The sequence below is a fragment of the Thioclava sp. L04-15 genome (assembly GCF_002020275.1).
Taxonomy (GTDB): domain Bacteria; phylum Pseudomonadota; class Alphaproteobacteria; order Rhodobacterales; family Rhodobacteraceae; genus Thioclava; species Thioclava marina.
The window spans coordinates 191,453-216,608 of the sequence record NZ_MPZW01000001.1 but is presented as its reverse complement, the minus strand read 5'-3'; the positions used below and the strand labels follow the sequence as shown (position 1 = coordinate 216,608).

Below are 25,156 nucleotides of genomic sequence, written 5' to 3'. Positions count from 1 at the left end.
CCTCTCGGGATCAGTCCTGAGCGGACCAGCTTTCGCGTTTGCGATAGATCGTCGAGGGCGCGACGCCCAGCTCGTTCGCGGCGCGTGGGATCGAGCCGTCATGGCGCTCGATCGCGGCTTCGATCACGAGGCGCTCGATCTCTGCCAGCGTCATCCCTTCGAAGGTTGAGACCGTTGTAGCCCCTGCCTCCGCGATGTCGGTCTGCGCCGAGACAGTCGGGATATCAGGCAACATCTCGGCGCGCAGCACCGGTCCGTCATGCATCACCATCGCCGCGCGCAGCACATTCATCAGCTGGCGCACATTGCCCGGCCAGGGCATCCGCTCGAGCTTGCGGATGGCCTCGTCGGTGATCTCGGTGTAGCAGCGGTTCTCCTCGGCGGCGAAACGATCCAGCGCCATGCGTGCGATCGGGCCGATATCCTCGCCATGGCTGCGCAGCGGCGGCATCTCGATCGAGAGGACGTTGAGGCGATAATAGAGATCTTCGCGCATCTTTCCCGAAGCGAGCGTTTCCTCGGGGGTGTTCGCCGAGGCCGAGATCACCCGCACATCCACCGTCACCGGCTCGGTCGCGCCATAGGGTTTGACCTGACCGGTCTCGAGAAAGCGCAAGAGCTTGATCTGGGCGGGCATCGGCAATTCGCAGACATTGTCCAGAAGCAGCGTGCCGCCATCTGCCATCGCCACTGCGCCCGGCTTGTCGTGCAACGCGCCGGGAAAGGCGCCGCTGTGATGGCCGAAAAGCTCGCTGTCGAGCCGGTCGGCGGGAAGCGAGCCGCAATCGAGTGTCACGAAGGGGCCGGAGCCGCGTGTCCCGCTCGAATGGATCGCATGAGCGCAAAGCTCCTTGCCGGTGCCGCTTTCGCCCCAGAGATAGACCGGGGCGGAAGAGCGCGCCGCCGAGCGGGCACGCTCGTAGACCATCTGCATCCGGGGCGATGTGCCGATGAATTCGCCCAGCGGGGCTTTCGACTCGTACGGGTTCTCCCCCGGTGCCTGAAGGCTCGAGGAACGTGCACGTTCGATCGCGGCGTTCAGGCGGGTTTCGTCGATCGGTTTGACGAGGAAATCCACCGCGCCCGCATGCATCGCGCGCACGGCACGATCGGCCGAACGGTCCGCGGTTACCACGATGATCGCGGTACGCGGGCGCAGCTCGAGCATCTCCGCAATCAGCGTATCGCCATCACGATCGGGCAGCATCAGGTCGAGCAGAACCGTCCGGATCGGATGGGAGCGAAAGATCGCGAGACCTTCGGCCGCGGTTTCCGCACTGTGGGTCACAAACCCTGCCGCGCGCAGGTAGGCGTCATAGATGGCCCGCAGCGATCCGATATCTTCGATCAGCAGAACATGTTCGGCTGCGCTTGGGTCTTTGGAGCTTACTTCGTGGCGTGGTCCGCCCTCATAATCGGGCAGGCCCGAATGGGGCCCTGTCTCGGCCGCCGCTGCGGCATGGTTCGGGTCATTTTCCTGCGTACTCATGGTCGAAATCGTCATTTTCCAATAAATCTTGTGTCATTTTGACAATGAGCCGTTCCAGCAACGCCAGAACGATAAGCCCAAGGTCATCAATATCTTCATAGGTGCCATGGCGAGCTGCGCTGTCAAGCGCGCGCGCCTGCCGGGTGAGGATATCGTCACCGATCGCTCCCGCGACGGCTGCGAGCTTGTGACTTTGGCAGCCTATGGTTGTGCGGTCTTTCTGTGAAAGGGCCTCGGAGAGGGCGGATTGCACTGCGCGCAGATCCTCGGTGAAGGTGTTGCCCATAATTTCGGCAAAGCTGCGTCCGGTGCGTGCCATGAGCCGCGCAATCAGCAGGTCGTCATTCGGAGAGCAATCGCGCGACGCGGGCTGACGGGCATTCGCGATCTCGGCGATCGCACGCAGGATCGGCATTATGCCGATCAGCGGCTTGCTGAGGATAATGTCGGCGCCCGCGCTGCGCATCGCGGTACGTTCGGACTGGAGGACATGGCCCGAGCAGGCGATGAGCGGCGTCCGCGCCCAATCGCGCCCCGAGCGGCGCAGCGCGCGCATCACATCGAGCCCGTTCAGCCCCGGCATCTCGATATCGATCACTGCGAGATCATGCGGTTCCGCCAGCAATCTGCGTTGCGCCACGGCTCCGTCCGAAAGCGCCACGACCTGCGCGCCCATCGCCCGCAGGAGATGCTCGAAGATGACGCGGCTCGAGGCGCTGTCGTCTGCGACGAGTGCGGTCCATCCGCTCAGGTCGGGAATCTGATCGAGGCAGTCCGTGTCGGCGCGTTTGGGGCCGGATCGGAGCGGGGTGATCGGCAATGTGATGCGGATCTCGGCGCCTCCGCCCGTAGGATTGGCAAGGCGCATCGCGCCCCCGAGGGCTTCGATTATGTCTCGGCAGATCGAGAGACCGAGGCCGGTGCCATGCCCGCGCGTCGGAAAAGGCAGAGAGGCACTCTCACTGACACTGACGGGCGCAGATCCGTCCAGCAATGCGTCCGGGAAACCGAGCCCGTCATCACGCACCGCGAGCGTGAAATGCGCATCTCCCTCAAGTCCGAAGTGCAGCCAGATCGCCTTTTGCGCCCCATGGGCCAAAGCATTGCCAAGCAGATTCGAAAGCAGCCGTTCCAGCGCCAGCCGGTCGAGATTTATCGCTGCGGGCAGATCGGGCGAAACCTCGAGCGTGAAACGGATGCCGCGCGCCTGCGTCGCCGTCTCCCAGCGCCGTGCCACCGAGGCGAGGAACGCATCAAGCCGCAGCTCATGCGGCCGGGGCGGGGAGGGATCGGGGCTCAACAGCGAGATCAGCCGCCCCATTTCCTCGCTCAGGCCGCGCAGGGCTTCGAGCCCCCTGCGGGTTTCGTCTTCCTGGGTGCGGGCGATCAGCTGCGACAACCCTCCCAGGATTTCCGACAGCCCCGCGCGCAGATCATGATGCAACATCGCAGTATCCGCGCCAGGAGGGCGCGACGACGAACGGTTCGAGGTTGGTGTCGCGATCGGGTTTTTCATGTGGTGCCCCGAACGATCATCTGGGGGTGGAGGCCTGAAATCAAGCGTTCGGGCAGAGATAAAACGCCGCGCCCCGGGAGGAGCGCGGCGAATGTACAAAATGTGATCGACGTGTGAACGTCACCGCCGCCGGTCGGTCCGGCTGCGGTACATCTACGATCAGCTGCGAGGATAGCCGAGCCCCTTCAGCGCTTCGGTGATCTCGTCGAGGATCGCCGGGTCGTCGATCGTGGCGGGCATCTTCCAGTCCTGCCCGTCGGCGATCTTCACCATCGTGCCGCGCAGGATCTTTCCCGAGCGGGTTTTCGGCAGGCGGTCCACAACGGTCGCGAGCTTGAAGGCCGCAACGGGGCCGATCTGGTCGCGCACGCGGGCGACGCATTCCTTGACGATCTCGGCATGAGGGCGGTTGCACCCTGCATTGAGGCACAGGAAGCCCATCGGAGCCTGCCCCTTGAGCTCATCGGCCACACCGATCACGGCGCATTCGGCGACGTCGGGGTGACCGGCGAGAACCTCTTCCATCCCGCCCGTCGAGAGTCGGTGGCCCGCGACGTTGATCACGTCATCCGTGCGCGCCATGATGTAGAGATAACCATCCTCGTCCTTGTAGCCGGCATCGCCGGTCTCATAGTAGCCCGGGAAGTGCTCGAGATAGGATTTCTTGAAGCGGTCTTCCGCGTTCCACAGGGTCGGCAGCGTCCCCGGAGGCAGCGGCAGCTTGATCGCGATGGCGCCGAGCGTGCCTGCCTCGACCGGGTGACCGCCCTCGTCGAGCACCTGCACGTCATAGCCGGGCATCGGCACGGAAGGCGAACCGATCTTCGTCGGGAGTTCCTCGATTCCGATCGGGTTCGCGGCGATCGCCCAGCCGGTTTCGGTCTGCCACCAGTGATCGACCACCGGCACGCCGAGATGCTTCTGTGCCCATTCCACGGTGTCGGGGTCGGCGCGTTCGCCCGCGAGGAACAGCGCTTGCAGGTCATGTAGTGCGTAGCGCTTGATCCACTCGCCATTCGGGTCCTCGCGCTTGATTGCGCGCAGGGCGGTGGGGGCGGTGAAGAAGGACTTGATGCGGTTGTTCTGGATGACGCGCCAGAACACGCCCGGGTGCGGGGTGCCGATCGGCTTGCCCTCGAAGACGACCGTGGTCGCGCCTGCGATCAGCGGGCCGTAACAGATATAGGAGTGGCCCACGACCCAGCCCACATCCGAGGCTGCCCAGAAGCGGTCGCCGGCCTCGATATTGTAGATGTTCTTCATCGTCCATTGCAGGGCGACGAGATGACCGCCGGTGTGACGCACCACGCCCTTGGGTTGGCCGGTCGTGCCGGAGGTGTAGAGGATATAGGCGGGGTGGTTGCCTTCGACCGGCACGCACTCGGCGGGCTTCACGCCATATTGGAAGCCGTGCCACGAGAAGTCGCGCCCTTCGATCAGCTTCGCCACTTCCTGCTCGCGCTGGAAGATGACGCAGAATTCGGGCTTGTGTTCGGCGAGCTCGATCGCCTCGTCCAGCAGCGGCTTGTAATGCACGACGCGGTTGGGCTCGAGGCCGCAGCTCGCGGCGATGATCGCCTTGGGCGTGCAGTCGTCGATGCGCACTGCGAGTTCGTGCGCGGCAAAGCCACCGAAGACGACCGAGTGGATCGCGCCGATGCGCGAACAGGCGAGCATCGCCTCCAGCGCCTCGGGGATCATCGGCATGTAGATGATGACGCGGTCGCCCTTTTCGACGCCGCGCATTTTCAGCGCACCGGCCAGCGAGGCCACGCGGGTCTGCAATTCCTTGTAGGTAATGCCCTTGGTCGAATGGGTGATCGGGCTTTCATGCATGATCGCGATCTGATCGCCGCGACCTTCCTCCACATGGCGGTCCACCGCGTTCCAGCAGGTGTTCACGAGGCCGTCCGAGAACCACTCGTAGAAGGGGGCGTTGCCGTCGAACAGCGCCTTGGAAGGTTTCGTGTCCCAGTCGATCTTCTCGGCGGCGTCCATCCAGAATTTGTCGGGATCGGCCTGCCAGGCGGAATAGACCTCTTTATAGCCCATGCGAACATCTCCTCCTCAGGAATTTGGAGGATGTGTTAAGTCCGGCCCGGATTTGGCGCAAGAATGTTACCGCGCACATTTGCTGGATCGGCAGAAAAATTTGCATAAGCCGCGACAAAACGTGCGCAAACTTTTGCAAAGCCCGACGGAGTATTCAGCTTATTTGCAGCTTATGCGGGCTTTGCAAACTCTGCGGGCTTTGCGACTCAGCTGTAATGCGCGACCGGGGTTCCCGCGATGGCCGACATGTTGAGCAGCCCGCGCGAGGTGATCGAGGGCGTCACGATATGCGCCTTGTTGCCCATGCCCATCAGGATCGGTCCCACCTCGAGCCCGCCCGCCTTCATCTTGAGGATGTTGCGCACGCCCGAAGCTGCGTCCGTATTGGCGAAGACGAGCACGTTGGCGGTGCCCTCGAAGCGGCTGTCGGGCATCAGGCGGGCGCGGGTCTCGGGGTCGAGCGCCGCATCGACATGCATCTCGCCTTCAAAGTCGAATTCGACCTCGCGCTGGAGCAGCAGGTTCATCGCGGCGCGCATCCGTTCGCCCGAGTCGATGTCGAGATTGCCGAACTGGCTATGCGAGCACAGCGCGATCTTGGGCTTCAGCCCGAAGCGGCAAACATGGCGCGCGGCGCCGATGACGGTTTCCGCGATCTGCTCGGGGGTGGGCTGGTGGTGGACATGTGTGTCCGCGATGAAGAGGGGGCCATCCTCGAGGATCATCAGCGAAAGCGCGCCCTGCGGATGCAGCCCGTCGCGCGCAAGGATTTCGCGAACATATTTCAGGTGCCACAGATACTGCCCGAAAGTGCCGCAGATCATCGAATCCGCCTCGTTGCGATGGACCATGATCCCCGCGATGGCAGTGGTGTTGGTGCGCATGATCGCGCGAGCGAGGTCGGGGGTGACGCCGCGTCGGGCCATCAGCTCGTGATAGGTCCCCCAGTAGTCGCGGTAGCGCGGGTCGTTCTCGGGGTTCACGATCTCGACCGCCCTCAGGTCGAGCGGCAATCCGGCACGCTCGCAGCGCATTTCGATCACCTCGGGGCGACCGATCAGGATCGGCGTGTCGGTGGTTTCCTCGATCATCGCATTGGCCGCGCGCAGCACGCGCTCGTTCTCGCCCTCGGCAAAGACGATGCGGCGTGAGGCGGTGGCGGCGGCTTCGAAGACCGGGCGCATGAGCAGGGCGGACTTGAAGACCGAACCGTCGAGCTGTGCCTTGTAGGCCTCAGGGGCCTCGAGCGGCCGCGCGGCGACGCCGGTCTCCATCGCGGCCTTCGCCACGGCAGAGGCGACGATGCCGATCAGGCGCGGGTCGAACGGTTTCGGGATCAGGTAATCCGGTCCGAAACTCAGCTTTTCGCCACGATAGGCCGCGGCGGCTTCGGCTGAGGTCGTCTGACGCGCGAGCTTCGCGATGCCCTCGACGCAGGCAATCTGCATCTCGTCATTGATCGTGGTTGCGCCCACGTCGAGCGCGCCCCGGAAGATGAAGGGGAAGCACAGGACGTTGTTGACCTGGTTGGGGAAATCCGAGCGACCCGTGGCGATGATCGCATCGGGAGCCACCGCGCGGGCCTCGTCGGGCAGGATCTCCGGCGTCGGGTTCGCGAGGGCGAAGATGATCGGCTGTTTCGCCATCTTCGCGACCATCTCGGGCTTGAGCACGCCCGGGCCCGACAGGCCAAGGAACATGTCCGCCCCATCAATCACGTCGCCGAGCGTCGCGGGAGTGGTGCCCTGTGCATATTCCGCCTTTTGCGGCGTCATCTCGGCTTCGCGTCCCTCGTAGACGAGCCCTTCGATGTCGCAAAGCCACACGTTCTCGCGCTTTACGCCAAGCTTGAGCAGCATGTTGAGGCAGGCGATGCCCGCTGCCCCGCCGCCGGTCGAGACGATCTTGATGTCCTCGAATTTCTTGCCGGTCAGACGCAGCGCGTTGGTCGCGGCGGCGCCCACGACGATCGCGGTGCCGTGCTGGTCGTCATGGAAGACCGGGATGTTCATCCGCTCGCGGCAGATCTTTTCGACGATGAAGCAATCGGGGGCCTTGATGTCCTCGAGGTTGATCGCGCCGAACGAGGGCTCCATCGCGCAGACGATTTCGGCGAGCTTCTCGGGATCGCGCTCGGCCAGTTCGATGTCGAAGCAGTCGATATTGGCGAATTTCTTGAACAGCACCGCTTTGCCTTCCATCACCGGTTTCGCGGCGAGCGGGCCGATATTGCCAAGCCCCAGAACGGCGGTGCCGTTGGTGACCACGGCCACCAGATTGCCCCGCGCCGTGTAGTCGCGCGCGGTGTCGGGATTGGCCTTGATCGCGAGACTTGCCTCGGCCACGCCCGGGGAATAGGCGCGGCTGAGATCGCGCCCGTTGGCGAGCGGCTTGGTCGCGCGGATCTCCAGTTTGCCGGGCTTCGGATGGGCGTGATAGTCCAGCGCCGATTGCCGGAGGTTGTCTTGGCGGGCCTCTTCCATCTGTTTCTCCCGAAACTGGTTTAGCGCTAAACTAGTTTTCTTCGCGCGACTCTCGTGCCGTTCTAGATAGCACATGAGGACCGAATGCAAGAGTCTCGCTGACCTTGCGGCATGAACTGCGCGAGAGCGCGCGGGCCTACGCGAGGTGAGCGCTTGCATCCGGCGCGGGGGCGGCGCAGGATCGGAAAAACTCAACCGGCTGGACAAATTTCACGTCCGGCCCAGCCCGGAGACCGGCCCATGTCGTTGCTCGATGCTGCGCGCGAAGTGCGCGAAAACGCCTATGCGCCTTATTCGAAATTCAAGGTGGGGGCTGCGGTGCGCGGTGCCTCGGGGACGATCTATCGCGGGGTGAATGTCGAGAACGTGGCCTATCCCGAGGGCACCTGTGCCGAGGCCGGCGCGATCGCGGCGATGGTGGCCGCGGGCGAGACCGAGATCACCGAAGTCGCGGTGATCGCCGACAGCCCAAGCCCGGTGCCGCCTTGCGGTGGTTGCCGTCAGAAGCTGGCCGAGTTCGCCCGTCACGACACGCCGGTGGCACTGGCGACGACCCGGGGGGAACGCTTCGATACCACGGTTGGCGAGTTGCTGCCGGGACGTTTCGACATGAGCCACATGGAAAACACCTGATGGACGCGCGCAGCATTATCCAGGCTGTGCGCGACGGGAAGGGCCTGGGCGAAGAGGCCGCCCGCTGGTTCGCGCGCGGTCTCGCCGATGGCGCGGTCTCGGATGCGCAGGCCGGGGCCTTCGCGATGGCGGTTCTGCTGAAGGGCATCGGCACCGAGGGCCGCGTGGCCCTGACCAAGGCGATGCGCGATTCCGGCGAGGTGCTGGCTTGGGACATGCCCGGTCCGGTGATCGACAAGCATTCGACCGGCGGTGTGGGGGATTCCGTCTCGCTGCTGCTCGCGCCCGCGCTGGCAGCCTGTGGTTGCTACGTCCCGATGATCTCGGGGCGAAGCTTGGGCCATACCGGCGGCACGCTCGACAAGATGGAGGCGATCCCGGGCTATAACGCGCTGCCCGGCATCGGCGCGCTACGCAAGGTCGTGGGCGAGGTAGGCTGCGCCATTGTCGGTGCGACGGGCGAGATCGCTCCCGCCGACAAGCGCCTCTACGGCATCCGCGATATCTCGGGCACGGTGGAGAGCATCGACCTGATCACCGCCTCGATCCTGTCGAAGAAACTCGCGGCGGGGCTGGAAGGCTTGATCCTCGATGTGAAGGTGGGCTCGGGAGCGTTCATGGCGCGGCCCGAGGATGCCCGCGCGCTGGCGGAAAGCCTCGTGGCCACCGCGAATGGTGCGGGCTGCAAGACTACGGCACTGATCACCGACATGGATCAGCCGCTGGGCCATTCGGCGGGCAACGCGCTTGAGGTGATCGAGGTGCTCGAGACGCTGACCGGGACGGTGGTGAACGAGGCGCTCTGGGATGTGACCGCGGCTCTGGGCGGCGAGGCGCTGGTGCTCGCCGGGCTAGCGCCGGATGCGGAAGAGGGCACAGCGCGGATCGACGAGGCGATTGCCTCGGGGCGGGCCGCGGAGATCTTCGGCAAGATGGTCGCGGCCTTGGGTGGCCCCGCGGATTTCGTCGAGCGCTACCCCGACCGTCTGCCCTCGGCCCCGGTGATCCGGGCGGTGGCAAGCCCGCGTGCGGGGTACGTCACCCGGATCAATACTCGCGCGCTGGGCGAGGCCGTGGTTCATCTGGGCGGCGGCCGCTTGGTGGGCACGGACAAGATCAACCCCTCGGTCGGGCTTTGGGAGACCGTCGCGCTGGGAGAAGAGATGGAGCTTGGAGAGCCGCTCACCATCATCCACGCGGCAAGCGATGCGGCTGCCGACGCCGCGGAGGCGGCGATCCTCGCGGCGATCACGCTGGGTGAGGAAGCGCCGGAGGAACCGCCGCTCATTCATGACCGCATCGGCCCGGAGGATGTGCAATGAGCCGTGCCTTCCTGATCGTGATGGACAGCGTGGGGATCGGTGGAGCGCCCGATGCGGATCGCTTTTTCAATGATGGCGTGCCCGATACCGGGGCGAATACCGTTGGTCATATCGCGCAGGCCTGTGCCGCCGGGAAGGCCGAAGACGGGCGCTCCGGCCTCCTGAGGTTGCCCGCGCTTGATGCGCTTGGGCTTGGGGCTGCGGTGAAGCTTGCTTCTGGCGATGAGGCGCTGGGGCTGGACGCTCAGCCGCAGGGGCTTTGGGGGGCGGCCACCGAGGTCTCGCCCGGCAAGGACACCCCCTCGGGCCATTGGGAACTGGCGGGCGTGCCGGTGCCGTGGGAATGGCATTACTTCCCCGATCACGAGAACAGTTTCCCGCCCGATCTGGTCGCGAAAGCCTGTCAGATCGCGGGCACCGAGGGGATCCTTGGCAACTGCCACGCCTCGGGAACAAATATCATCGAGGAGCTGGGCGACGAGCATATCCGCACCGGCTGGCCGATCTGCTACACCTCTGCCGACAGCGTCTTCCAGATCGCCGCGCATGAGGAGCATTTCGGCCTCGACCGTCTCCTGAAGCTTTGCGAAGGGCTCGCGCCGACGCTGCATGCGATGAAGGTGGGCCGGGTGATCGCGCGCCCCTTCGTCGGTGAGAACGGTCGGTTCACCCGCACCCCGAACCGCCGCGATTTCGCGATCCCCGCGCCAGCGCCGACGCTGCTCGACTGGGCCTATGATGCGGGTCGAGTGACCCATGCGATCGGCAAGATCGGCGATATCTTCAGCCATCGCGGCATTACCCATTTGCACAAGGGCAAGGGTGACGCCGATCTGGCCGATCACCTGATACGGCTCGCCGACGAGGCCGAAGAGGGTTCGTTCACCTTCGCCAATCTCGTCGAGTTCGACAGCCTCTACGGTCACCGCCGCGACGTCTCGGGATATGCCCGCGCTCTGGAGTGGTTCGACGGGCGCGCGGCCGAGTTCATGGCGCGGCTGCGCCCGGGCGATCTGGCCATCTTTACCGCCGATCACGGCAACGATCCCACCTGGACCGGGACCGATCACACCCGCGAGCGCGTGCCCGTTCTGGGATATGCGCCGGGTCAGGGGTCGCGCGCCGTGGGGCAGGTGGGTTATGTGGATCTCGCGGCCTCGATCGCCGCGCATCTGGGCATTCCGGCGCAAGGACCGGGCAAGAGCTTTCTGTGAGGGACTGAAATGAGTGAACACCTGACCGTCGTCAAGCACCCGCTGGTGCAACACAAGCTGACCCTGATGCGCGAGAAGGACACCTCCACGGCCTCCTTCCGTCGCCTGCTGCGCGAGATCAGCCTGCTTCTGGCCTATGAGATCACCGCCGAGCTGGAGCTGACCTCGAAGAATATCGAGACGCCGCTTTGCGAAATGGATGCGCCGATCCTGGCGGGCAAGAAGCTCGCGCTGGTCTCGATCCTGCGCGCGGGCAATGGTCTGCTCGATGGCGTGCTGGAACTGATCCCGGCGGCGCGAGTGGGCTTTGTCGGTCTCTATCGCGACCCCGAGACGCTGCAACCGGTCGAATATTACTGCAAGCTGCCGGGTGAGCTGGAAGACCGCTTGACCATCGTGGTCGATCCGATGCTGGCCACGGGTAATTCCTCGGTCGCGGCGATCGACCTGATCAAGGCCAAGGGCGCTAAGAACATTCGTTTCATGTGCCTGCTGGCCGCCCCCGAGGGTGTCGCGCGCATGAAAGAGGCCCATCCCGATGTGCCGATCGTGACTGCAGCGCTCGACGAATGCCTCAACGAACATGCCTATATCGTGCCCGGTCTGGGCGATGCGGGCGACCGTATGTTCGGCACCAAGTAAGGCCTAACCCCCTTTACTCAAAAGAAAGACTCCGTCATCCTGTCGCTTGATTGGACAGGGGGCGGATATGCGTTTTGACGGCGGTCTTTCAGCGGTGTTTCTTGCCGCGGTTTTCGGGGCTGGAGCGGGGCTTTTCGGTACCGTCGCGCAGGCAGAGGACTATGGGCCCGCCGAAACGCCCCCGTCTTCCTATGAGGGCCGCCAATATGTCGACAGCAATGGCTGCGTCTTCATTCGCGCGGGCTATGGCGAGGCGGTGAAATGGGTGCCGCGCATCAACCGTGATCGCACGCCTGTCTGCGGCTACAAGCCGACGTTCTCGGATGCCGAACTCGCTGCAGCGTCCGGTGTCGTCCCGCGCCCCGCGCCGGTCGTGACATCTCCCGCACCCAAAGCCGCCCCGATGCGCACGGCGGCGGTCCCCGCACGCGCCCCGCGCGCGAGTGCTCCGGCCCCGACGGTCGCCCCGAGGACGATCCCGGCGCCGAGCGCCACGAATTCCCCCTTCTACCCGGTCCCGCAATCGGCCCCTGTGGTGATCGCCTCCTCGACGGGCACTTCGGTCGCGAACGGGAACTGCGCGGGCCTCGATCCGCTGGCGCAACAGTTGATGGTGACGCGCGATGGAATGAGCGTGCGTTGCGGCCCGCAAGAGACCTCTCCCTCCAGCACCTATGTGCTCCCGGGCGCATCTGCGGTCGTCGCGTCCCCCGCGCCACGCCAGATCCCGCGCGAAGTCAGCGTCGGTGGTCTCGCGTCGGTCGTGACCACCTCGAAGTCGCCGGAAGGGGGCTGGCGTCCGGCCTTTGACGATGGGCGCCTCAACCCCTATCGCGGCCCGCGCTCCGCCTATGGAGACACGCAGATGGCGCAGCGCTGGACCGAGGGCGTGCCGATGCAGATGGCTGCGCCGCCTGGCACCCGCGTGATCTACGTGCCCGTCGCGCCGTCGCAGGCGACGGTGTCCTCGAAATCGGTGGCACCGGCGAAGACAGCGACCCGCCCGGGCGCGCTCTCCGGCAAGCGCTTCGTGCAGGTTGGCAGCTTCGGAGTGCCCGCCAATGCCGAGGCCGCGAAGGCGCGGCTCCGCGCGCTGGGTCTGCCGGTCGCGACCGGCAAGGCGGGGAGGCTCACGGTGATCTATGCCGGTCCGTTCTCAAGCGCCGCTGCCCTCAAACAGGCGCTCGTCTCGGCGAAATCTGCCGGTTTCTCCGACGCGCTTCTTCGCTGAGCGCCGACGCCCTGAACGATAAGGAGCGGCCTTTGAAGGGGCCGCTTTTTCAATGCGCCGAGCAGATATCCTGCAAGGCGACCCATTGCGCATCCTCGAGCACCGGGCGCGGCGCGGGCTGGCCCTTGAAGGGGTCGGCCTCGATCAGTCCGAGCACGCTCTCGCCGGTCGGATCGAGCGCATAGGAATAGGGCGTCGAGCTCACGCCCGCATCGCGGAATGCATGCAAAAGCGTGTCGTTGGAAGGCCGCTCGGGCGGGTTCTGGATCAACTGCTGAGCGTATTCGGCGATGCCTTTTTCGGGCAGGTCGCCGGTGGTCAGCAGCCGCAACGCCGCCGCAGGACCGAGCCAATCGAGCATCCGGTGCAACGGCCGCTCGCCCGCCGCGCCGCGCTGTGCGGCGATCAGGAACCCCGCGACCACCTCGGGCGTATCCGGGCCCGCGATCGTGTTTCGTCCGACCACGGCGAGCCCGCCCGGCAGCAGCCGCGCCCCGTCCAGAGCCTCGGGCAGCACCTCGATCACCTGTTGACCCGGCAGCCGCTCGGCCAGTGCCGCCAGCGCCTTGTCGCCCGCGCCGCTGTGACAGGGCTGGCCGGTCATCTTGGTGAACTCGGTCAGGAGCTTGCGCCCGATCTCGACGCGCTTGGCCTGCGGGGCGATACGTGCGGCGTGATCGACCAGCGCACCCGGCAGCCAGAACAGCACCACCGCTCCGAGCAGGACCACCCCGCTTGCGATCAGCACCCCGCGCAGCCGTCCTGGATGCGGTCGGCGCGCCTCGATCATCGCATGAACCTTCTCGATCGCGGCGATCATCGTCTCGTCGGAGATCTCGAGCTCCTCTCCGGGCTCGGCCGAGGGAGCGTAAATCGCGGGCCGCGCGCCCGGGTTGAGCCGGATCATCGCGGGCAAGGACCAATGCGCGAGCGCCGTGGCCGAGCGGTCATCCGCGATCACCAGCGTCGCATCGCCAAGCGAGAGGATCACCTCCTGGCGCTGCGCCTCCGGGTCGGGACGCCAGATCCCCTCGGCCTCAAGGCGTTCATATTCGGATAGGGCGGTCATGCGGACCCGTTACTGCTCTTGTTTCTCAAGAGGATAGCCGATCTTCCCTCAGGGTCAATCTAAGCCGTTGCGTGAGGGGGCGCTGCCCCCTCTGGCCTCTCGGCCATTCACCCCCGAGATATTTGGGTCAAGAAGAAGGATCATCCTCCGTCGCTTCTTCTTGACGAAAATATCTCGGGGGGTGAATTCGGCGCGAGCCGAAGAGGGGGGCGGCGCCCCCCTTTCCCCGGCGCGAGCGCGAGCTAGCTTGGATGCTCGAAGAGGAGACACGCCATGCCGCAGACGACCGAGACCAATCGCAAGATCATTCTGGCCGAACGCCCGACAGGGGCGCCCGGCGAAAATACGCTGCAGCTTCAGACGGAAGCCGTGCCGCGCCCGGGCAAGGGCGAGATGCTCCTGCGCACGGTCTGGCTGTCGCTCGATCCCTACATGCGCGGGCGAATGAACGATGCGAAATCCTATGCGACCCCGGTCGAGATCGGCGGGGTGATGACTGCGCAGGTCGTGGCCGAGGTGATCGAGAGCGATCTCGCGGGTTTTTCGAAGGGCGATTACGTGCTTGCCCCCTCGGGCTGGCAGGACTGGTTCGTCTCGGATGGCACTCAGGTTCTCAATCTCGGGCCGGAGCCGCAAAACCCGAGCTGGGCGCTCGGTATTCTCGGTATGCCCGGCTACACGGCCTATGCGGGGCTGTTGAAGATCGGCGAGCCGAAACCGGGCGAGACTGTGGTGGTCGCCGCCGCCTCCGGGCCGGTCGGCGCGACCGTGGGGCAGATCGCGAGGATCAAGGGGTGTCGCGTCGTCGGCATCGCGGGCGGGGCGGAAAAATGCGCCCATGTCGTCGAAAAGCTTGGGTTCGACGCCTGCATCGATCATCGCTCCGAGGATTTCGCGGCGCAGCTCGCCGCCGCCTGTCCGGACGGGATCGATGTCTATTTCGAGAATGTCGGCGGCGAGGTGCTCTATGCGGTGCTGCCGCTCCTGAACCCTTTCGCGCGGATGCCGGTCTGCGGCATGGTCGCCTGGTACAACCTGCCCGGCCTGCCCGAAGGCCCTGATCACGGACCGCAGATCCTTTCGACCATCCTGCGGATGAAGGTGAAGATGCAGGGCTTCATCATTTTCGACAGTTTCCCCGCCGAGCTTTACCAGGAGTTCGCCCGCGAGATGACCGGTTGGCTCGCCGAAGGGAAGGTACGCTACAAGGAGCAGGTGGTGGAGGGGCTCGAGGCCGCCCCGCAGGCGCTTTACGATCTGCTCGAGGGGCGCAATTTCGGCAAGGTCGTGGTGCGCGTCGGCTGAGGCGCGCCGGGGGGAGGGGCAGGGGCTCCGCTTTCAGTGACTTGCCCTTTCCCGCCGGATCCTTATCTCTATCCCCATGTTTGGACGTCTTCTCAATATCCTTAACGACCCCGCCCCCGATCCGATGGCGGGAGAAGAGCGTGAACTCGCGCTCGGTGCGCTTCTGGTGCGGCTCGCGCGCTCGGATGAGCATTACGATGAGGAGGAGAAGATCCGCATCGACCGGGTTCTCGCGCAGCGCAACGGGCTCTCCGGCTTCGAGGCCACCGAGATGCGAAAGCGTGCCGAAGAGGTCGAGGCAGGTGCGCCCGACACGGTGCGCTTCACCCGCGCGCTCAAGGACAAGGTCGCCTATGAGGACCGCACCGGCGTGATCGAGGCGCTCTGGGATGTCGCCCTGGCCGATGGCGTGCGCGATGCGCATGAAGATGCGCTGATCCGGCTCGCGGCGAAATTGCTGGGGGTGAACGATGTCGATTCGGCCCGGGCACGTCAGCGCGTGGAGGCGCGACGTGGTTGATCGGATTGCGGTCCAAGCTCATTTTTTCGCCATCTGCCCGTGATTTCGCCCGTTTCCCTTTGGTCAAGCCTTTTGGCCCAGTTGCATTCATCCCCAAAATCGCGCCAGATTGACCGGATGGACAAAGAGAAGCTGCCCGCGTGACCACAAACGAGCCCGCGCCCCAAGACGCGCCCGTCATCGAAATTCGCGACCTTCACAAGAGCTACGGCTCGCTTGAGGTGCTCAAGGGCGTCTCGATCACCGCGCCGCGTGGGCATGTGATCTCGCTGATCGGGTCTTCGGGCTCGGGCAAGTCGACACTTTTGCGCTGCTGCAATCTTCTTGAAGACAGCCAGAAAGGCGAAGTGATCTTCGAGGGAGAGGCGGTGGCGTGGAAAGGCGAGGGGCTGGCGCGCCGACCGGCGGATCGCGCCCAGGTCACGCGATTTCGCACGAACCTTTCGATGGTGTTCCAGCAGTTCAATCTCTGGGCCCATATGACGATCCTGCAAAACGTGATGGAAGCGCCTGTGACGGTGCTGGGGCGCGACCGCGCGGAGGTCGAGCCTCTCGCGCGTGCGCTTCTGGCCAAGGTCGGTATCGGTGACAAATGCGATGCCTGGCCAGCGCAGCTTTCGGGTGGCCAGCAGCAGCGCGCGGCGATCGCGCGGGCGCTGTGCATGGAGCCCAAGGCGCTTCTCTTCGACGAGCCGACCTCGGCGCTCGATCCCGAATTGCAGCAGGAGGTGGTCAAGGTCATCAAGGATCTCGCCGCCGAGCACCGCACGATGATCCTCGTGACCCATGACATGCGGCTCGCACGTGATGTCTCGGATCACGTCGTCTTCCTGCATCAGGGAAAGATCGAGGAGGAGGGGCCTCCCGAGGCCCTTTTCGGCGCTCCCAAATCCGAGCGCCTGCAACAATTCCTGTCGGCCACCGCGCCGGCATGAACCCAAGAACCAAAGTCCAACGACAGGGGAACTCACAAATGAAGAAACTGATCCTGACCGCCGCCATTCTCGGCCTGACGGCCGGCGTCGCCGCGGCTGAAACGGTCCGCATGGGTACCGAGGGCGCCTACCCTCCCTACAACTACATCGACGATAACGGCCAGGTTGCGGGCTTCGAGCGCGAGCTGGGCGACAAGCTGTGCGAGATGGAAGGCCTGACCTGCACCTGGGTCACCAATGACTGGGATTCGATCATCCCGAACCTGCTCTCGGGCAACTACGACACCATCATCGCGGGCATGTCGATCACCGAAGAGCGCGAGAAGTCGATCGACTTCACCCAGGCCTATTACCCGCCGGCGGCTTCGGCCTACATGTCGATGGACCCGAATGTCGATCTCAAGGGCGGCGTGGTCGCTGCGCAGACCGGCACCATTCAGGCGGCCCATGTCGCCGAGAGCGGCGCGACGCTCGCCGAATACGCGACCCTCGACGACACGATCGCCGCTGTGAAGAACGGCGAGGCCGATGCGGTCTTTGCGGACAAGGATGCTCTGGTTCCGTTCGCGGGCACCGATGGGATGGAATTCGTGGGTGAAGACGTGCCGCTCGGCAAGGGCATCGGCATCGGCCTGCGCAAGTCCGATACCGCGCTGAAGGACAAGTTCGACGAGGCCATCTCGAAGATGAAAGCCGATGGCTCGCTGAACACGATGATCAAGAAGTATTTCGGCGAAGACGCCCTGACCTTCAACTGATCGGAATCGGGGGCGAGCTCTGGCTCGTCCCCGTTTTGACTTGCGATGTTCGAGAGTTGTTCCGACCCCTCCGCCCTGCACGGGCTGTCATGGATGCTGTGCTACCTGACCACGGGCAAGCACATGCTGTTCTATGGCTCCTTCGGGATCGTGCTGATCCTGCTGGCGATCACCGCGCCAGTGGCGCTGATCTTCGGCTTCGGGGGGGCGCTGGCCGCGCGCTCGGCGCTCTGGCCGTTCAAGCTGCTCGGACGCGGCTATATCGCGATGGTGCGCGGCGTGCCCGACATCGTCTTTTTCCTTTTCGTGCCGATCGCGATGGATCAGGGGCTCGAATACCTGAAATCGCGCGCAGTCTGCGCTGATCCCGGCCCGGCCTGGACGGGCAATGAATTCCATGTCTGCGCCGCGGCCAAGATCCCGCTGGGATCATCGCCGCAGATCTACCATGAAATCTATGGCTTCGGCCTCGCGGTGATCGCTTTCTCGGTGGTCTACGGCGCCTTCGCGGCCAACGTACTCTTCGGGGCGATGCAGGCGGTGCCGCGCGCGCAGCTGGAAACCGCCGAGGCCTATGGCATGACCCGCGCACAGGTGAACCGCCGCGTGCTGATCCCGCAGATGTGGGCCTATGCGATCCCCGGCCTGTCGAACCTGTGGATGATCCTTATCAAGGCGACGCCGCTACTGTTCCTTTTGGGCATCGAGGACATCGTCTACTGGGCGCGCGAACTGGGCGCCACGAAGTCCCAGATCTACGCCTTCCCGCACCCGGACTGGCGGCTTTATTACTTCCTCGTGCTTCTGGTGTTTTACCTCTTGATGACCAAGCTTTCGGAAGTCGTGTTGGCCCGGGTCAACCGCCGCCTCGCCTTCGGGCAGGCTACTGCGGCAGGCGAAGCACTCAGGAAGGCGGGCGTATGAGTTGCATCCAGACCATCGCGGATTACGGCCTGCGCTCCGTAGGCATCGGCGAGCGGCTGCTGCCGCGTTCCGATTTCACCTTGTGCCAGCAGTTCACCCTGATCGGATCGGGGATGCTGTGGAACCTCTATTTCGGCATTCTCGCGCTGCTGGCGGGCTTCTTCCTTGCCACCTTGCTTGCGGTGGCGAAGAACTCCGAACGCGCGATTATCCGCAAGCCCGCGGAGTGGTTCATCTTCGTCTTCCGCGGTTCGCCCCTCTTCATCCAGTTCTTCCTCGCCTACGAGGCTTTCGCGATGCTGCCGCGTGCGGGCATCCCGATCCTCGGGATCACGGTCGCGACCGACTGGATCACGCGGGCCTGGGCGGGGGCGCTGGTCGTGTTGTTCTTTAACACCTCCGCCTATGCCGCCGAGATCTTCTACGGCGCGCTGCGTTCGGTTCCCAAGGGCGATCTGGAAGCGGCCGACGCCTACGGCATGACCGGCTGGGCCAAGTTCCGCCGCGTGACCTGGCCGACGATGCTGCGTCTGGGCTGGCCGTCCTACACGAACGAGGCGATCTTCCTCTTCCACGCCACGACGCTCGTCTTCTTCTCGGGCTTCCCGGCATTCCGGCAAGAGGGCGACGCGCTCTATTACGCGAAATATTTCGCGGACAAGACCTTCAACCCATTCATCCCTTACCCGATTGCGGCCTTCTACTTCATCCTGCTGACGCTGGCGGTGATCGCGGTCTTCGGGGTGATCAACCGGCGCCTCAATCGACACCTGCCGCAGGAAAGCCGCAGGCGTATCCGGTTCAGGCCGCAAATCATCAGGTGAGAAATGAACTGGCTCCACGACCATCCCGATGTCCGCACTATCCGCGTGGCGGCAGCTGATCTCAACGGGGTGGCACGTGGCAAGCGCCTGCCTGCGCGCTTTGCCGACAAGGTCTTTACCGAGGGCACCCGATTTCCGTTCTCGGTGATGAATCTCGACATCTGGGGCGAGGATATCGAGGATAGCCCGCTCGTCTTCGAGTCCGGCGATTGCGATGGACTCCTGATGCCGACCGAGCGGGGCTTTCTGCCGATGCCCTGGCTCTCGGCACCGACCGCGCTGCTGCCGATCTGGATGTTCCACATGGACGGCAAACCCTATGCGGGCGACCCGCGTCAGGCGCTGGCGCGGGTGATGGATCGCTACAAGGCCAAGGGGCTGACCCCGGTGGTGGCGACCGAACTCGAGTTCTTCCTGATCGACGACAGCGGCAAGACGCTGCGCGTTCCGCCCAGCCCGCGTTCGGGCAAGCGTCGGACCGGGGGCGAGGTCTTGTCCCTGCGCGCGCTCGATGCTTTCGACGTTTTCTTCACCGAACTCTACGAAGCCTGCGAGCTGATGGACATTCCCGCCGATACGGCGATCTCCGAGGCCGGTCCGGGCCAGTTCGAGATCAACCTGAGCCATCAGGCAGATCCGCTGCGCGCGGCGGATGACAGCTGGCTTTTCAAGATGCTGGTGAAAGGGCTTGCGCGGCGGCACGGCTTCGCGGCCTCGTTCATGGCCAAACCGTATGACGAATGGTCCGGCAACGGGATGCATATGCATTTCTCGGTGCTCGACCGTGACGGCAACAACATCTTCAACGACGGCTCGGCACAGGGCTCTGACAAGCTGCGCCACGCGGTCGCGGGATGTCTCGCGGCGATGGAGGGTTCGACCCTGATCTTTGCGCCGCATGAGAACAGCTATGACCGGCTCGTGCCCGACGCCCACGCGCCGACCGGCATCGCCTGGGCCTATGAGAACCGGACCTCGGCCTTGCGTATCCCGGCTTCGGGCCCTGCCGCGCGGCGGATCGAGCACCGGGTCGCGGGCGGCGACGTGAATCCCTATTTGATGATCGCGGCGATCCTCGGCGCAGCGCTGATCGGGATCGAGGACGAGATGGAGGCACCGCCGCCGATCAAGGGCAATGCCTATGCGCTCGACCTGCCGCAGATGCCCACTGACTGGGGCACCGCGATCGAAGCTTTCGCGAGTTGCAATATGATGCCGCGGATCTTCGAGCGCGAGCTGATCGACAATTTCGCCATGACCAAGCGTCAGGAGCTTCATTACATGGCGGAACTCTCCGAGCAGGAGCAGACAGAGCTCTATCTCGACACGGTTTGAGGGGGCGCTGCCCCCGCCGCGCGTACCGCGCGGCCCCCCGAGATATTTGGATCAAGAAGAAGGGGGCGGGCGGCGGCTTGCGCCTCTCGCTTGGGCAATTTCGACAAGCGCGTGTCGGATTTTGCTCTGAAACGGCGCATTTGGCGATTGGGGCTTGTCAGTGGCGCAGCGGGCGGGCTATGCGAGTCTATGTCGGATACGGGAGAATCTGGGGGAAACCCCGGTGCCGAAGGAGCAACCGCCCCGGTAAACTCTCAGGCAAAAGGACCGCATCCGACCAAGGACTCTGGAGAGAGGCGCGCAATGCGCCCGCCGAAGGGATAACGATCTCAGGCGCCCGAAACCGGAAACGGGGGAGGGCAAGGACAGAGGGGGCATCGGGCGGGCCGGGATTCGGCCCTTGGATCGATGCCGGGTCATCCGGCTGAAAGGGGAAAGGCCGCGATGAGCGATTTGAAACGCACACCGCTTTACGATCTGCATGTCGAACTGGGCGCCAAGATGGTGCCGTTCGCGGGCTACGAGATGCCGGTGCAATATCCTCTGGGCGTGATGAAGGAGCATCTGCATACCCGCGCGAAGGCGGGGCTGTTCGATGTCTCTCACATGGGCCAGGTGATCGTGCCGGGTGCGCGCGCGGCCGAGGCTTTCGAAGCCCTGGTTCCGGTGAGCCTGACGGGGCTGAAAGAGGGCCGCCAGCGCTATGCGATGTTCACCAATGACGAGGGTGGCATTCTTGACGACCTGATGGTGGCGAACCGTGGCGATCATTTGTTCGTTGTGGTGAATGCGGCCTGCAAGGAGACCGATCTCGCGCATATGCGGGCCCATCTCGACGTCGTCGAGGAGGTCACCGACCGCGCGCTTCTGGCGCTTCAGGGGCCGGCGGCCGAGGGCGTGCTCGAGGCGCTGGTGCCCGGCGTTGCCGCGATGCGCTTCATGGATGTCGGCATCTTCGGCTGGAACGGTGCCGAGCTTTGGGTTTCGCGCTCGGGCTATACCGGCGAGGATGGCTACGAGATTTCCGTGCCCGAGGCGCGTGCGGTGGAATTTGCCCGTGCGCTGCTGGCCGATGAGGCGGTGGAGCCGATCGGTCTGGGTGCGCGCGACAGCCTGCGGCTCGAAGCGGGGCTTTGCCTTTACGGCCACGACATCGACACCACCACCAGCCCGGTCGAAGGGAACCTCGCCTGGGCGATCCAGAAGGTGCGGCGCAAGGGGGGCGAGCGTGAAGGCGGCTTTCCTGGCGCGGCGCGCATCCTGAGCGAGTTGGAAGAGGGGCCGTCGCGCTTGCGCATGGGGTTACGCCCCGAGGGCCGCGCGCCGATGCGCGAAGGCGTCGAGATCTTCGCCAGCGCCGAGGGCGGGGAGCCGATCGGGCGCGTCACCTCGGGCGGCTTCGGTCCCTCGATCGAAGCGCCGATGGCGATGGCCTATCTGCCCGCTGGCACGCAGGAAGGCACCACCGTCTATGGCGAGGTGCGCGGCAAGCGCCTGCCCGCCACGGTCGTGCCGATGCCCTTCCGTCCCTCCACCTACAAACGCTGAAAAAACCAACCGGGAGACCAATCCATGAAATTCACCGAAGACCATGAATGGCTGAAGACCGAGGGCGATCTGGTGATCGTCGGCATTACCGAGCATGCCTCCGAGCAGCTTGGCGATGTCGTCTTTGTCGAACTGCCTGAAACCGGCGCCGAGGTCTCGAAGGGCGACGAGATCTGCGTGATCGAGTCGGTCAAGGCCGCTTCCGACATCCTCGCGCCGCTCGATGGCGAGATCGTCGAGATCAATGAGGAGCTGGCCGATAATCCGGGTCTCGTGAACGAGGATCCGCTTGGCAAGGCCTGGTTCTTCAAGATGAAACTGGCCGATGCTTCGGCGCTCGAGGGCTTCATGGACGAAGCCGCCTACAAGGACTTCATCGGGTAATCGCACATGTTCACCCCCACGACTTACGACACTTACGATTTCGCCAATCGCCGCCATATCGGGCCGTCCCCGTCCGAGATGGAGGAAATGCTCAAGGCCGTGGGGGCGCGTGACCTCGACGCGCTGATCGACGAGACGGTGCCCCGCTCGATCCGGCAGGAAAAGCCGCTGACCTGGGCGCCGCTGACCGAGTTCGGCCTGCTTCAGAAAATGGAAGAGGTCGCAAAGAAGAACCGCGTGATGGTCAGCCTGATCGGGCAGGGCTATTACGGTACGGTCACGCCGCCCGCGATCCAGCGCAACATCCTGGAAAACCCGGCCTGGTACACGGCCTACACCCCCTACCAGCCCGAGATCGCACAGGGCCGTCTCGAGGCGCTTCTGAACTACCAGACGATGGTGTCGGATCTGACCGGGTTGCCCGTGGCCAATGCCTCGCTTCTCGACGAGGCGACGGCGGCGGCCGAGGCGATGGCGATGGCGCAGCGCGTCGCGAAATCGAAGGCGACCGCGTTCTTCGTGGACGAGAACTGCCATCCGCAGACGATCGGCGTGATCAAGACCCGTGCCGAGCCGCTCGGGATCGAGGTGATCGTGGGGGCGCCCGAGGCGCTCGAGGCTGAGAAGGTCTTCGGTGCGATCTTCCAGTATCCGGGCACCTTTGGTCATGTGCGCGACTTCACCGCCGAGTGTGAAGCGCTTCACGCGGCAAAGGCCGTGGCGATCGTTGCGACCGATCTTCTCGCGCTTTGCCTGCTCAAAGAGCCGGGCGCGATGGGCGCCGATATCGCGGTGGGCTCGGCGCAGCGCTTCGGCGTGCCGATGGGCTATGGCGGCCCGCATGCCGCCTTCATGGCCTGCGCCGATGCGATGAAGCGCGCTATGCCGGGCCGGATCGTCGGTGTGTCCATCGACAGCCACGGCAACCGCGCCTATCGCCTGAGCCTGCAAACCCGTGAGCAACATATCCGCCGCGAGAAGGCGACCTCGAATGTCTGCACCGCGCAGGCACTTCTGGCCGTCATGGCGAGCTTCTACGCGGTCTTCCATGGCCCTGTCGGCCTGCGCGCGATCGCCGAGCGGGTGCATCTGCTGACCGTTCAGGTCGCCGAGGCGCTGAAAGCGGCCGGGGCCGTGGTCGAGCCCGATGCCTTCTTCGATACGCTCACAGTGAAAGTCGGCGTGGGCCAGCAGGGCATTCTCGCCGCCGCCCGCCATCGCGGCATCAACCTGCGCAAGGTGGGGCGTGACCGGGTCGGGATCTCGCTCGACGAGACCAGCGATCCGGGGATCGTCGCGCGGCTTCTGGATGCGTTCGGGATCACTGATCCCGCGCCGGAAGCGACGCAGCCCTCCGTGCCCGACGCGCTGCTGCGTGCAAGCGCCTATCTGACCCATCCGGTCTTCCACATGAACCGCGCCGAATCCGAGATGATGCGCTACATGCGCCGTCTGGCCGATCGCGATCTCGCGCTCGACCGGGCGATGATCCCGCTGGGATCGTGCACGATGAAGCTCAACGCGGCGGCCGAGATGATGCCGTTGACCTGGCCGGAATTCGGTTCGCTGCACCCCTTCGTGCCGGCCGATCAGGCGCAGGGCTATCACGAGGCGATCGCGGACCTGACCGAAAAGCTCTGCGAGATCACCGGCTATGACGCGTTCTCCATGCAGCCCAACTCTGGCGCGCAGGGGGAATATGCGGGGCTGCTGACCATCGCCGCCTATCACCGTGCCAATGGGGACGATCAGCGCGACATCTGCCTGATCCCGATGTCGGCCCACGGCACGAACCCAGCTTCAGCGCATATGGCGGGGATGAAGGTCGTGGTGGTGAACTCGGCCCCCAATGGCGATGTGGACCTCGAGGATTTCGAGACCAAGGCCAGGGACGCGGGCGACCGTCTGGCGGCTTGCATGATCACCTACCCGTCCACCCATGGCGTGTTCGAGGAGACGGTGAAGCGCGTCTGCGAGATCACTCACGATCTCGGCGGTCAGGTCTATATCGACGGGGCGAACATGAACGCGCTCGTGGGGCTGGTGAAGCCCGGCGAGATCGGCGGGGATGTGAGCCACCTCAACCTGCACAAGACCTTCGCGATCCCGCATGGCGGCGGCGGTCCGGGCATGGGCCCGATCGGGGTGAAGGCGCATCTCGCGCCCTTCCTGCCGGGCCATCCCGAGATCGGTGGCGAGGAAGGCCCGGTCTCGGCCGCGCCCTATGGCTCGGCTTCGATCCTGCTGATCTCCTGGGCCTATATCCAGATGATGGGCGGTGAGGGGCTGACCCAAGCGACCCGCGTGGCGATCCTCAACGCCAATTACATCGCGGCGCGCCTGAAATCGGCCTATCCGATCCTGTTCATGGGCAACCGGGGTCGCGTGGCGCATGAATGCATCCTCGATACCCGCAAGTTCGCCGATGTCGGCGTGACCGTGGACGATATCGCCAAGCGCCTGATCGACAACGGCTTCCACGCGCCGACGATGAGCTGGCCGGTTTCGGGGACGCTGATGGTCGAGCCCACCGAATCCGAGACCAAGGCCGAGATCGACCGCTTCATCACCGCAATGCTCGCGATCCGCGACGAGATCGCGGCGGTCGAGCGCGAGGAGATCACCCCCGAGGACAGCCCGCTGCGCCATGCGCCGCACACGGTCGAGGATCTGGTGGCCGATTGGGACCGCGCCTATACGCGCGAAGCCGGTTGCTTCCCGCCCGGCGCGTTCCGGGTCGACAAGTACTGGCCGCCCGTGGGCCGGGTCGACAACGTCTGGGGCGATCGCAATCTCGTCTGTACCTGCCCGCCGCTCGAGGCTTACGCCGACGCGGCCGAGTGAGGCGGTTCAAAAGATGAAAAAAAGGCCGGGGCGTTGCTCCGGCCTTTTGGTTTTGAGGGTGGGCTAGGGCGCGCCAGTTTCCGCAAATGAAAAGGGCGACCCAAGGGCCGCCCTCTCAATGACATCTC

General features: G+C 64.8%; 20 protein-coding genes and 1 riboswitch. Of the genes, 15 read left to right on the top strand and 5 right to left on the bottom strand.

Annotation, left to right across the window (positions count from 1 at the left end; genetic code table 11):
• Positions 1 to 10 precede the first annotated feature (10 nt).
• The 4 genes from BMI90_RS01075 to BMI90_RS01060 all read right to left on the bottom strand — a co-directional run bounded on the left by BMI90_RS01075 (position 11) and on the right by BMI90_RS01060 (position 7,540).
• A complete protein-coding gene (locus tag BMI90_RS01075; RefSeq protein ID WP_078527134.1) occupies positions 11 to 1,489 on the bottom strand; it encodes a sigma-54 dependent transcriptional regulator in 1,479 nt (492 codons plus the stop codon).
• Positions 1,470 to 2,936, bottom strand: a complete 1,467-nt coding sequence (locus BMI90_RS01070; RefSeq protein ID WP_168172699.1) for an ATP-binding protein — start codon at positions 2,934 to 2,936, stop codon at positions 1,470 to 1,472. The genes BMI90_RS01075 and BMI90_RS01070 overlap by 20 nt, the downstream gene beginning before the upstream one ends.
• 228 nt (positions 2,937 to 3,164) lie before the next feature.
• On the bottom strand, positions 3,165 to 5,057 hold the full coding sequence (locus BMI90_RS01065) for a propionyl-CoA synthetase (RefSeq protein WP_078525082.1): 1,893 nt from the start codon (positions 5,055 to 5,057) through the stop codon (positions 3,165 to 3,167).
• Positions 5,058 to 5,263: 206 nt separating this feature from the next.
• Positions 5,264 to 7,540: an NADP-dependent malic enzyme gene (locus tag BMI90_RS01060; RefSeq protein WP_078525080.1), complete on the bottom strand. Its 2,277-nt coding sequence runs from the start codon at positions 7,538 to 7,540 to the stop codon at positions 5,264 to 5,266.
• A gap of 240 nt (positions 7,541 to 7,780) precedes the next feature.
• Between BMI90_RS01060 and BMI90_RS01055 the strand changes: the two genes are divergently transcribed.
• From BMI90_RS01055 to BMI90_RS01035, 5 genes are all read left to right on the top strand, one after another.
• Positions 7,781 to 8,173: a cytidine deaminase gene (locus BMI90_RS01055; RefSeq protein ID WP_078525078.1), complete on the top strand. Its 393-nt coding sequence runs from the start codon at positions 7,781 to 7,783 to the stop codon at positions 8,171 to 8,173.
• On the top strand, positions 8,173 to 9,495 hold the full coding sequence (locus tag BMI90_RS01050; RefSeq protein ID WP_078525076.1) for a thymidine phosphorylase: 1,323 nt from the start codon (positions 8,173 to 8,175) through the stop codon (positions 9,493 to 9,495). Before BMI90_RS01055 ends, BMI90_RS01050 begins: the two co-directional genes overlap by 1 nt.
• On the top strand, positions 9,492 to 10,709 hold the full coding sequence (locus BMI90_RS01045; RefSeq protein ID WP_078525074.1) for a phosphopentomutase: 1,218 nt from the start codon (positions 9,492 to 9,494) through the stop codon (positions 10,707 to 10,709). The genes BMI90_RS01050 and BMI90_RS01045 overlap by 4 nt, the downstream gene beginning before the upstream one ends.
• A 9-nt stretch (positions 10,710 to 10,718) precedes the next feature.
• Positions 10,719 to 11,351 (top strand): uracil phosphoribosyltransferase, encoded by a 633-nt coding sequence (upp, locus tag BMI90_RS01040; protein WP_078525072.1) that lies wholly within the window; start codon positions 10,719 to 10,721, stop codon positions 11,349 to 11,351.
• A gap of 67 nt (positions 11,352 to 11,418) precedes the next feature.
• Positions 11,419 to 12,582 carry an SPOR domain-containing protein gene (locus BMI90_RS01035; RefSeq protein WP_078525070.1) on the top strand — a complete coding sequence of 388 codons (1,164 nt, stop codon included), beginning with the start codon at positions 11,419 to 11,421 and terminating at the stop codon, positions 12,580 to 12,582.
• 49 nt (positions 12,583 to 12,631) lie between these two features.
• On the opposite strand, the gene BMI90_RS01030 is transcribed toward BMI90_RS01035, so the two are convergent.
• Positions 12,632 to 13,651 (bottom strand): hypothetical protein, encoded by a 1,020-nt coding sequence (locus BMI90_RS01030; protein WP_078525068.1) that lies wholly within the window; start codon positions 13,649 to 13,651, stop codon positions 12,632 to 12,634.
• Positions 13,652 to 13,924: 273 nt separating this feature from the next.
• Here BMI90_RS01030 and BMI90_RS01025 point away from each other — a divergent pair, with 273 nt between their 5' ends.
• The 10 genes from BMI90_RS01025 to gcvP all read left to right on the top strand — a co-directional run bounded on the left by BMI90_RS01025 (position 13,925) and on the right by gcvP (position 25,028).
• Positions 13,925 to 14,956 (top strand): NADP-dependent oxidoreductase, encoded by a 1,032-nt coding sequence (locus BMI90_RS01025; RefSeq protein ID WP_078525066.1) that lies wholly within the window; start codon positions 13,925 to 13,927, stop codon positions 14,954 to 14,956.
• A 76-nt stretch (positions 14,957 to 15,032) separates the two neighbouring features.
• Positions 15,033 to 15,476 carry a TerB family tellurite resistance protein gene (locus BMI90_RS01020; protein WP_078525064.1) on the top strand — a complete coding sequence of 148 codons (444 nt, stop codon included), beginning with the start codon at positions 15,033 to 15,035 and terminating at the stop codon, positions 15,474 to 15,476.
• 140 nt (positions 15,477 to 15,616) lie between these two features.
• Positions 15,617 to 16,411, top strand: a complete 795-nt coding sequence (locus BMI90_RS01015) for an amino acid ABC transporter ATP-binding protein (RefSeq protein WP_078525062.1) — start codon at positions 15,617 to 15,619, stop codon at positions 16,409 to 16,411.
• A gap of 38 nt (positions 16,412 to 16,449) precedes the next feature.
• The gene (locus BMI90_RS01010) at positions 16,450 to 17,169 is read left to right on the top strand and encodes a transporter substrate-binding domain-containing protein (protein WP_078525060.1); all 720 of its coding nucleotides are present in this window, start codon (positions 16,450 to 16,452) and stop codon (positions 17,167 to 17,169) included.
• A gap of 45 nt (positions 17,170 to 17,214) precedes the next feature.
• A complete protein-coding gene (locus BMI90_RS01005) occupies positions 17,215 to 18,093 on the top strand; it encodes an ABC transporter permease subunit (RefSeq protein WP_078525058.1) in 879 nt (292 codons plus the stop codon).
• Positions 18,090 to 18,917: an ABC transporter permease subunit gene (locus BMI90_RS01000; protein ID WP_078525056.1), complete on the top strand. Its 828-nt coding sequence runs from the start codon at positions 18,090 to 18,092 to the stop codon at positions 18,915 to 18,917. The genes BMI90_RS01005 and BMI90_RS01000 overlap by 4 nt, the downstream gene beginning before the upstream one ends.
• Positions 18,918 to 18,920: 3 nt before the next feature.
• Positions 18,921 to 20,252, top strand: a complete 1,332-nt coding sequence (locus BMI90_RS00995) for a glutamine synthetase family protein (RefSeq protein WP_078525054.1) — start codon at positions 18,921 to 18,923, stop codon at positions 20,250 to 20,252.
• A gap of 189 nt (positions 20,253 to 20,441) precedes the next feature.
• Positions 20,442 to 20,532: riboswitch (glycine riboswitch) on the top strand.
• Positions 20,533 to 20,696: 164 nt separating this feature from the next.
• Positions 20,697 to 21,800 carry a glycine cleavage system aminomethyltransferase GcvT gene (gene gcvT, locus BMI90_RS00990; protein WP_078525052.1) on the top strand — a complete coding sequence of 368 codons (1,104 nt, stop codon included), beginning with the start codon at positions 20,697 to 20,699 and terminating at the stop codon, positions 21,798 to 21,800.
• Positions 21,801 to 21,824: 24 nt separating this feature from the next.
• Positions 21,825 to 22,184 (top strand): glycine cleavage system protein GcvH, encoded by a 360-nt coding sequence (gcvH, locus tag BMI90_RS00985; RefSeq protein WP_078525050.1) that lies wholly within the window; start codon positions 21,825 to 21,827, stop codon positions 22,182 to 22,184.
• A 6-nt stretch (positions 22,185 to 22,190) separates the two neighbouring features.
• Positions 22,191 to 25,028, top strand: a complete 2,838-nt coding sequence (gene gcvP / locus BMI90_RS00980) for an aminomethyl-transferring glycine dehydrogenase (RefSeq protein WP_078525048.1) — start codon at positions 22,191 to 22,193, stop codon at positions 25,026 to 25,028.
• Positions 25,029 to 25,156 lie beyond the last annotated feature (128 nt).

What these genes read in the sequence shown, in the direction of transcription:
- BMI90_RS01075 (WP_078527134.1), bottom strand. Translation starts at nt 1,489, where the DNA reads ATGAGTACGCAGGAAAATGACCCGAACCATGCCGCAGCGGCGGCCGAG.
- BMI90_RS01070 (WP_168172699.1), bottom strand. Translation starts at nt 2,936, where the DNA reads ATGTTGCATCATGATCTGCGCGCGGGGCTGTCGGAAATCCTGGGAGGG.
- BMI90_RS01065 (WP_078525082.1), bottom strand. Translation starts at nt 5,057, where the DNA reads ATGGGCTATAAAGAGGTCTATTCCGCCTGGCAGGCCGATCCCGACAAA.
- BMI90_RS01060 (WP_078525080.1), bottom strand. Translation starts at nt 7,540, where the DNA reads ATGGAAGAGGCCCGCCAAGACAACCTCCGGCAATCGGCGCTGGACTAT.
- BMI90_RS01055 (WP_078525078.1), top strand. Translation starts at nt 7,781, where the DNA reads ATGTCGTTGCTCGATGCTGCGCGCGAAGTGCGCGAAAACGCCTATGCG.
- BMI90_RS01050 (WP_078525076.1), top strand. Translation starts at nt 8,173, where the DNA reads ATGGACGCGCGCAGCATTATCCAGGCTGTGCGCGACGGGAAGGGCCTG.
- BMI90_RS01045 (WP_078525074.1), top strand. Translation starts at nt 9,492, where the DNA reads ATGAGCCGTGCCTTCCTGATCGTGATGGACAGCGTGGGGATCGGTGGA.
- upp (WP_078525072.1), top strand. Translation starts at nt 10,719, where the DNA reads ATGAGTGAACACCTGACCGTCGTCAAGCACCCGCTGGTGCAACACAAG.
- BMI90_RS01035 (WP_078525070.1), top strand. Translation starts at nt 11,419, where the DNA reads ATGCGTTTTGACGGCGGTCTTTCAGCGGTGTTTCTTGCCGCGGTTTTC.
- BMI90_RS01030 (WP_078525068.1), bottom strand. Translation starts at nt 13,651, where the DNA reads ATGACCGCCCTATCCGAATATGAACGCCTTGAGGCCGAGGGGATCTGG.
- BMI90_RS01025 (WP_078525066.1), top strand. Translation starts at nt 13,925, where the DNA reads ATGCCGCAGACGACCGAGACCAATCGCAAGATCATTCTGGCCGAACGC.
- BMI90_RS01020 (WP_078525064.1), top strand. Translation starts at nt 15,033, where the DNA reads ATGTTTGGACGTCTTCTCAATATCCTTAACGACCCCGCCCCCGATCCG.
- BMI90_RS01010 (WP_078525060.1), top strand. Translation starts at nt 16,450, where the DNA reads ATGAAGAAACTGATCCTGACCGCCGCCATTCTCGGCCTGACGGCCGGC.
- BMI90_RS01005 (WP_078525058.1), top strand. Translation starts at nt 17,215, where the DNA reads ATGTTCGAGAGTTGTTCCGACCCCTCCGCCCTGCACGGGCTGTCATGG.
- BMI90_RS01000 (WP_078525056.1), top strand. Translation starts at nt 18,090, where the DNA reads ATGAGTTGCATCCAGACCATCGCGGATTACGGCCTGCGCTCCGTAGGC.
- BMI90_RS00995 (WP_078525054.1), top strand. Translation starts at nt 18,921, where the DNA reads ATGAACTGGCTCCACGACCATCCCGATGTCCGCACTATCCGCGTGGCG.
- gcvT (WP_078525052.1), top strand. Translation starts at nt 20,697, where the DNA reads ATGAGCGATTTGAAACGCACACCGCTTTACGATCTGCATGTCGAACTG.
- gcvH (WP_078525050.1), top strand. Translation starts at nt 21,825, where the DNA reads ATGAAATTCACCGAAGACCATGAATGGCTGAAGACCGAGGGCGATCTG.
- gcvP (WP_078525048.1), top strand. Translation starts at nt 22,191, where the DNA reads ATGTTCACCCCCACGACTTACGACACTTACGATTTCGCCAATCGCCGC.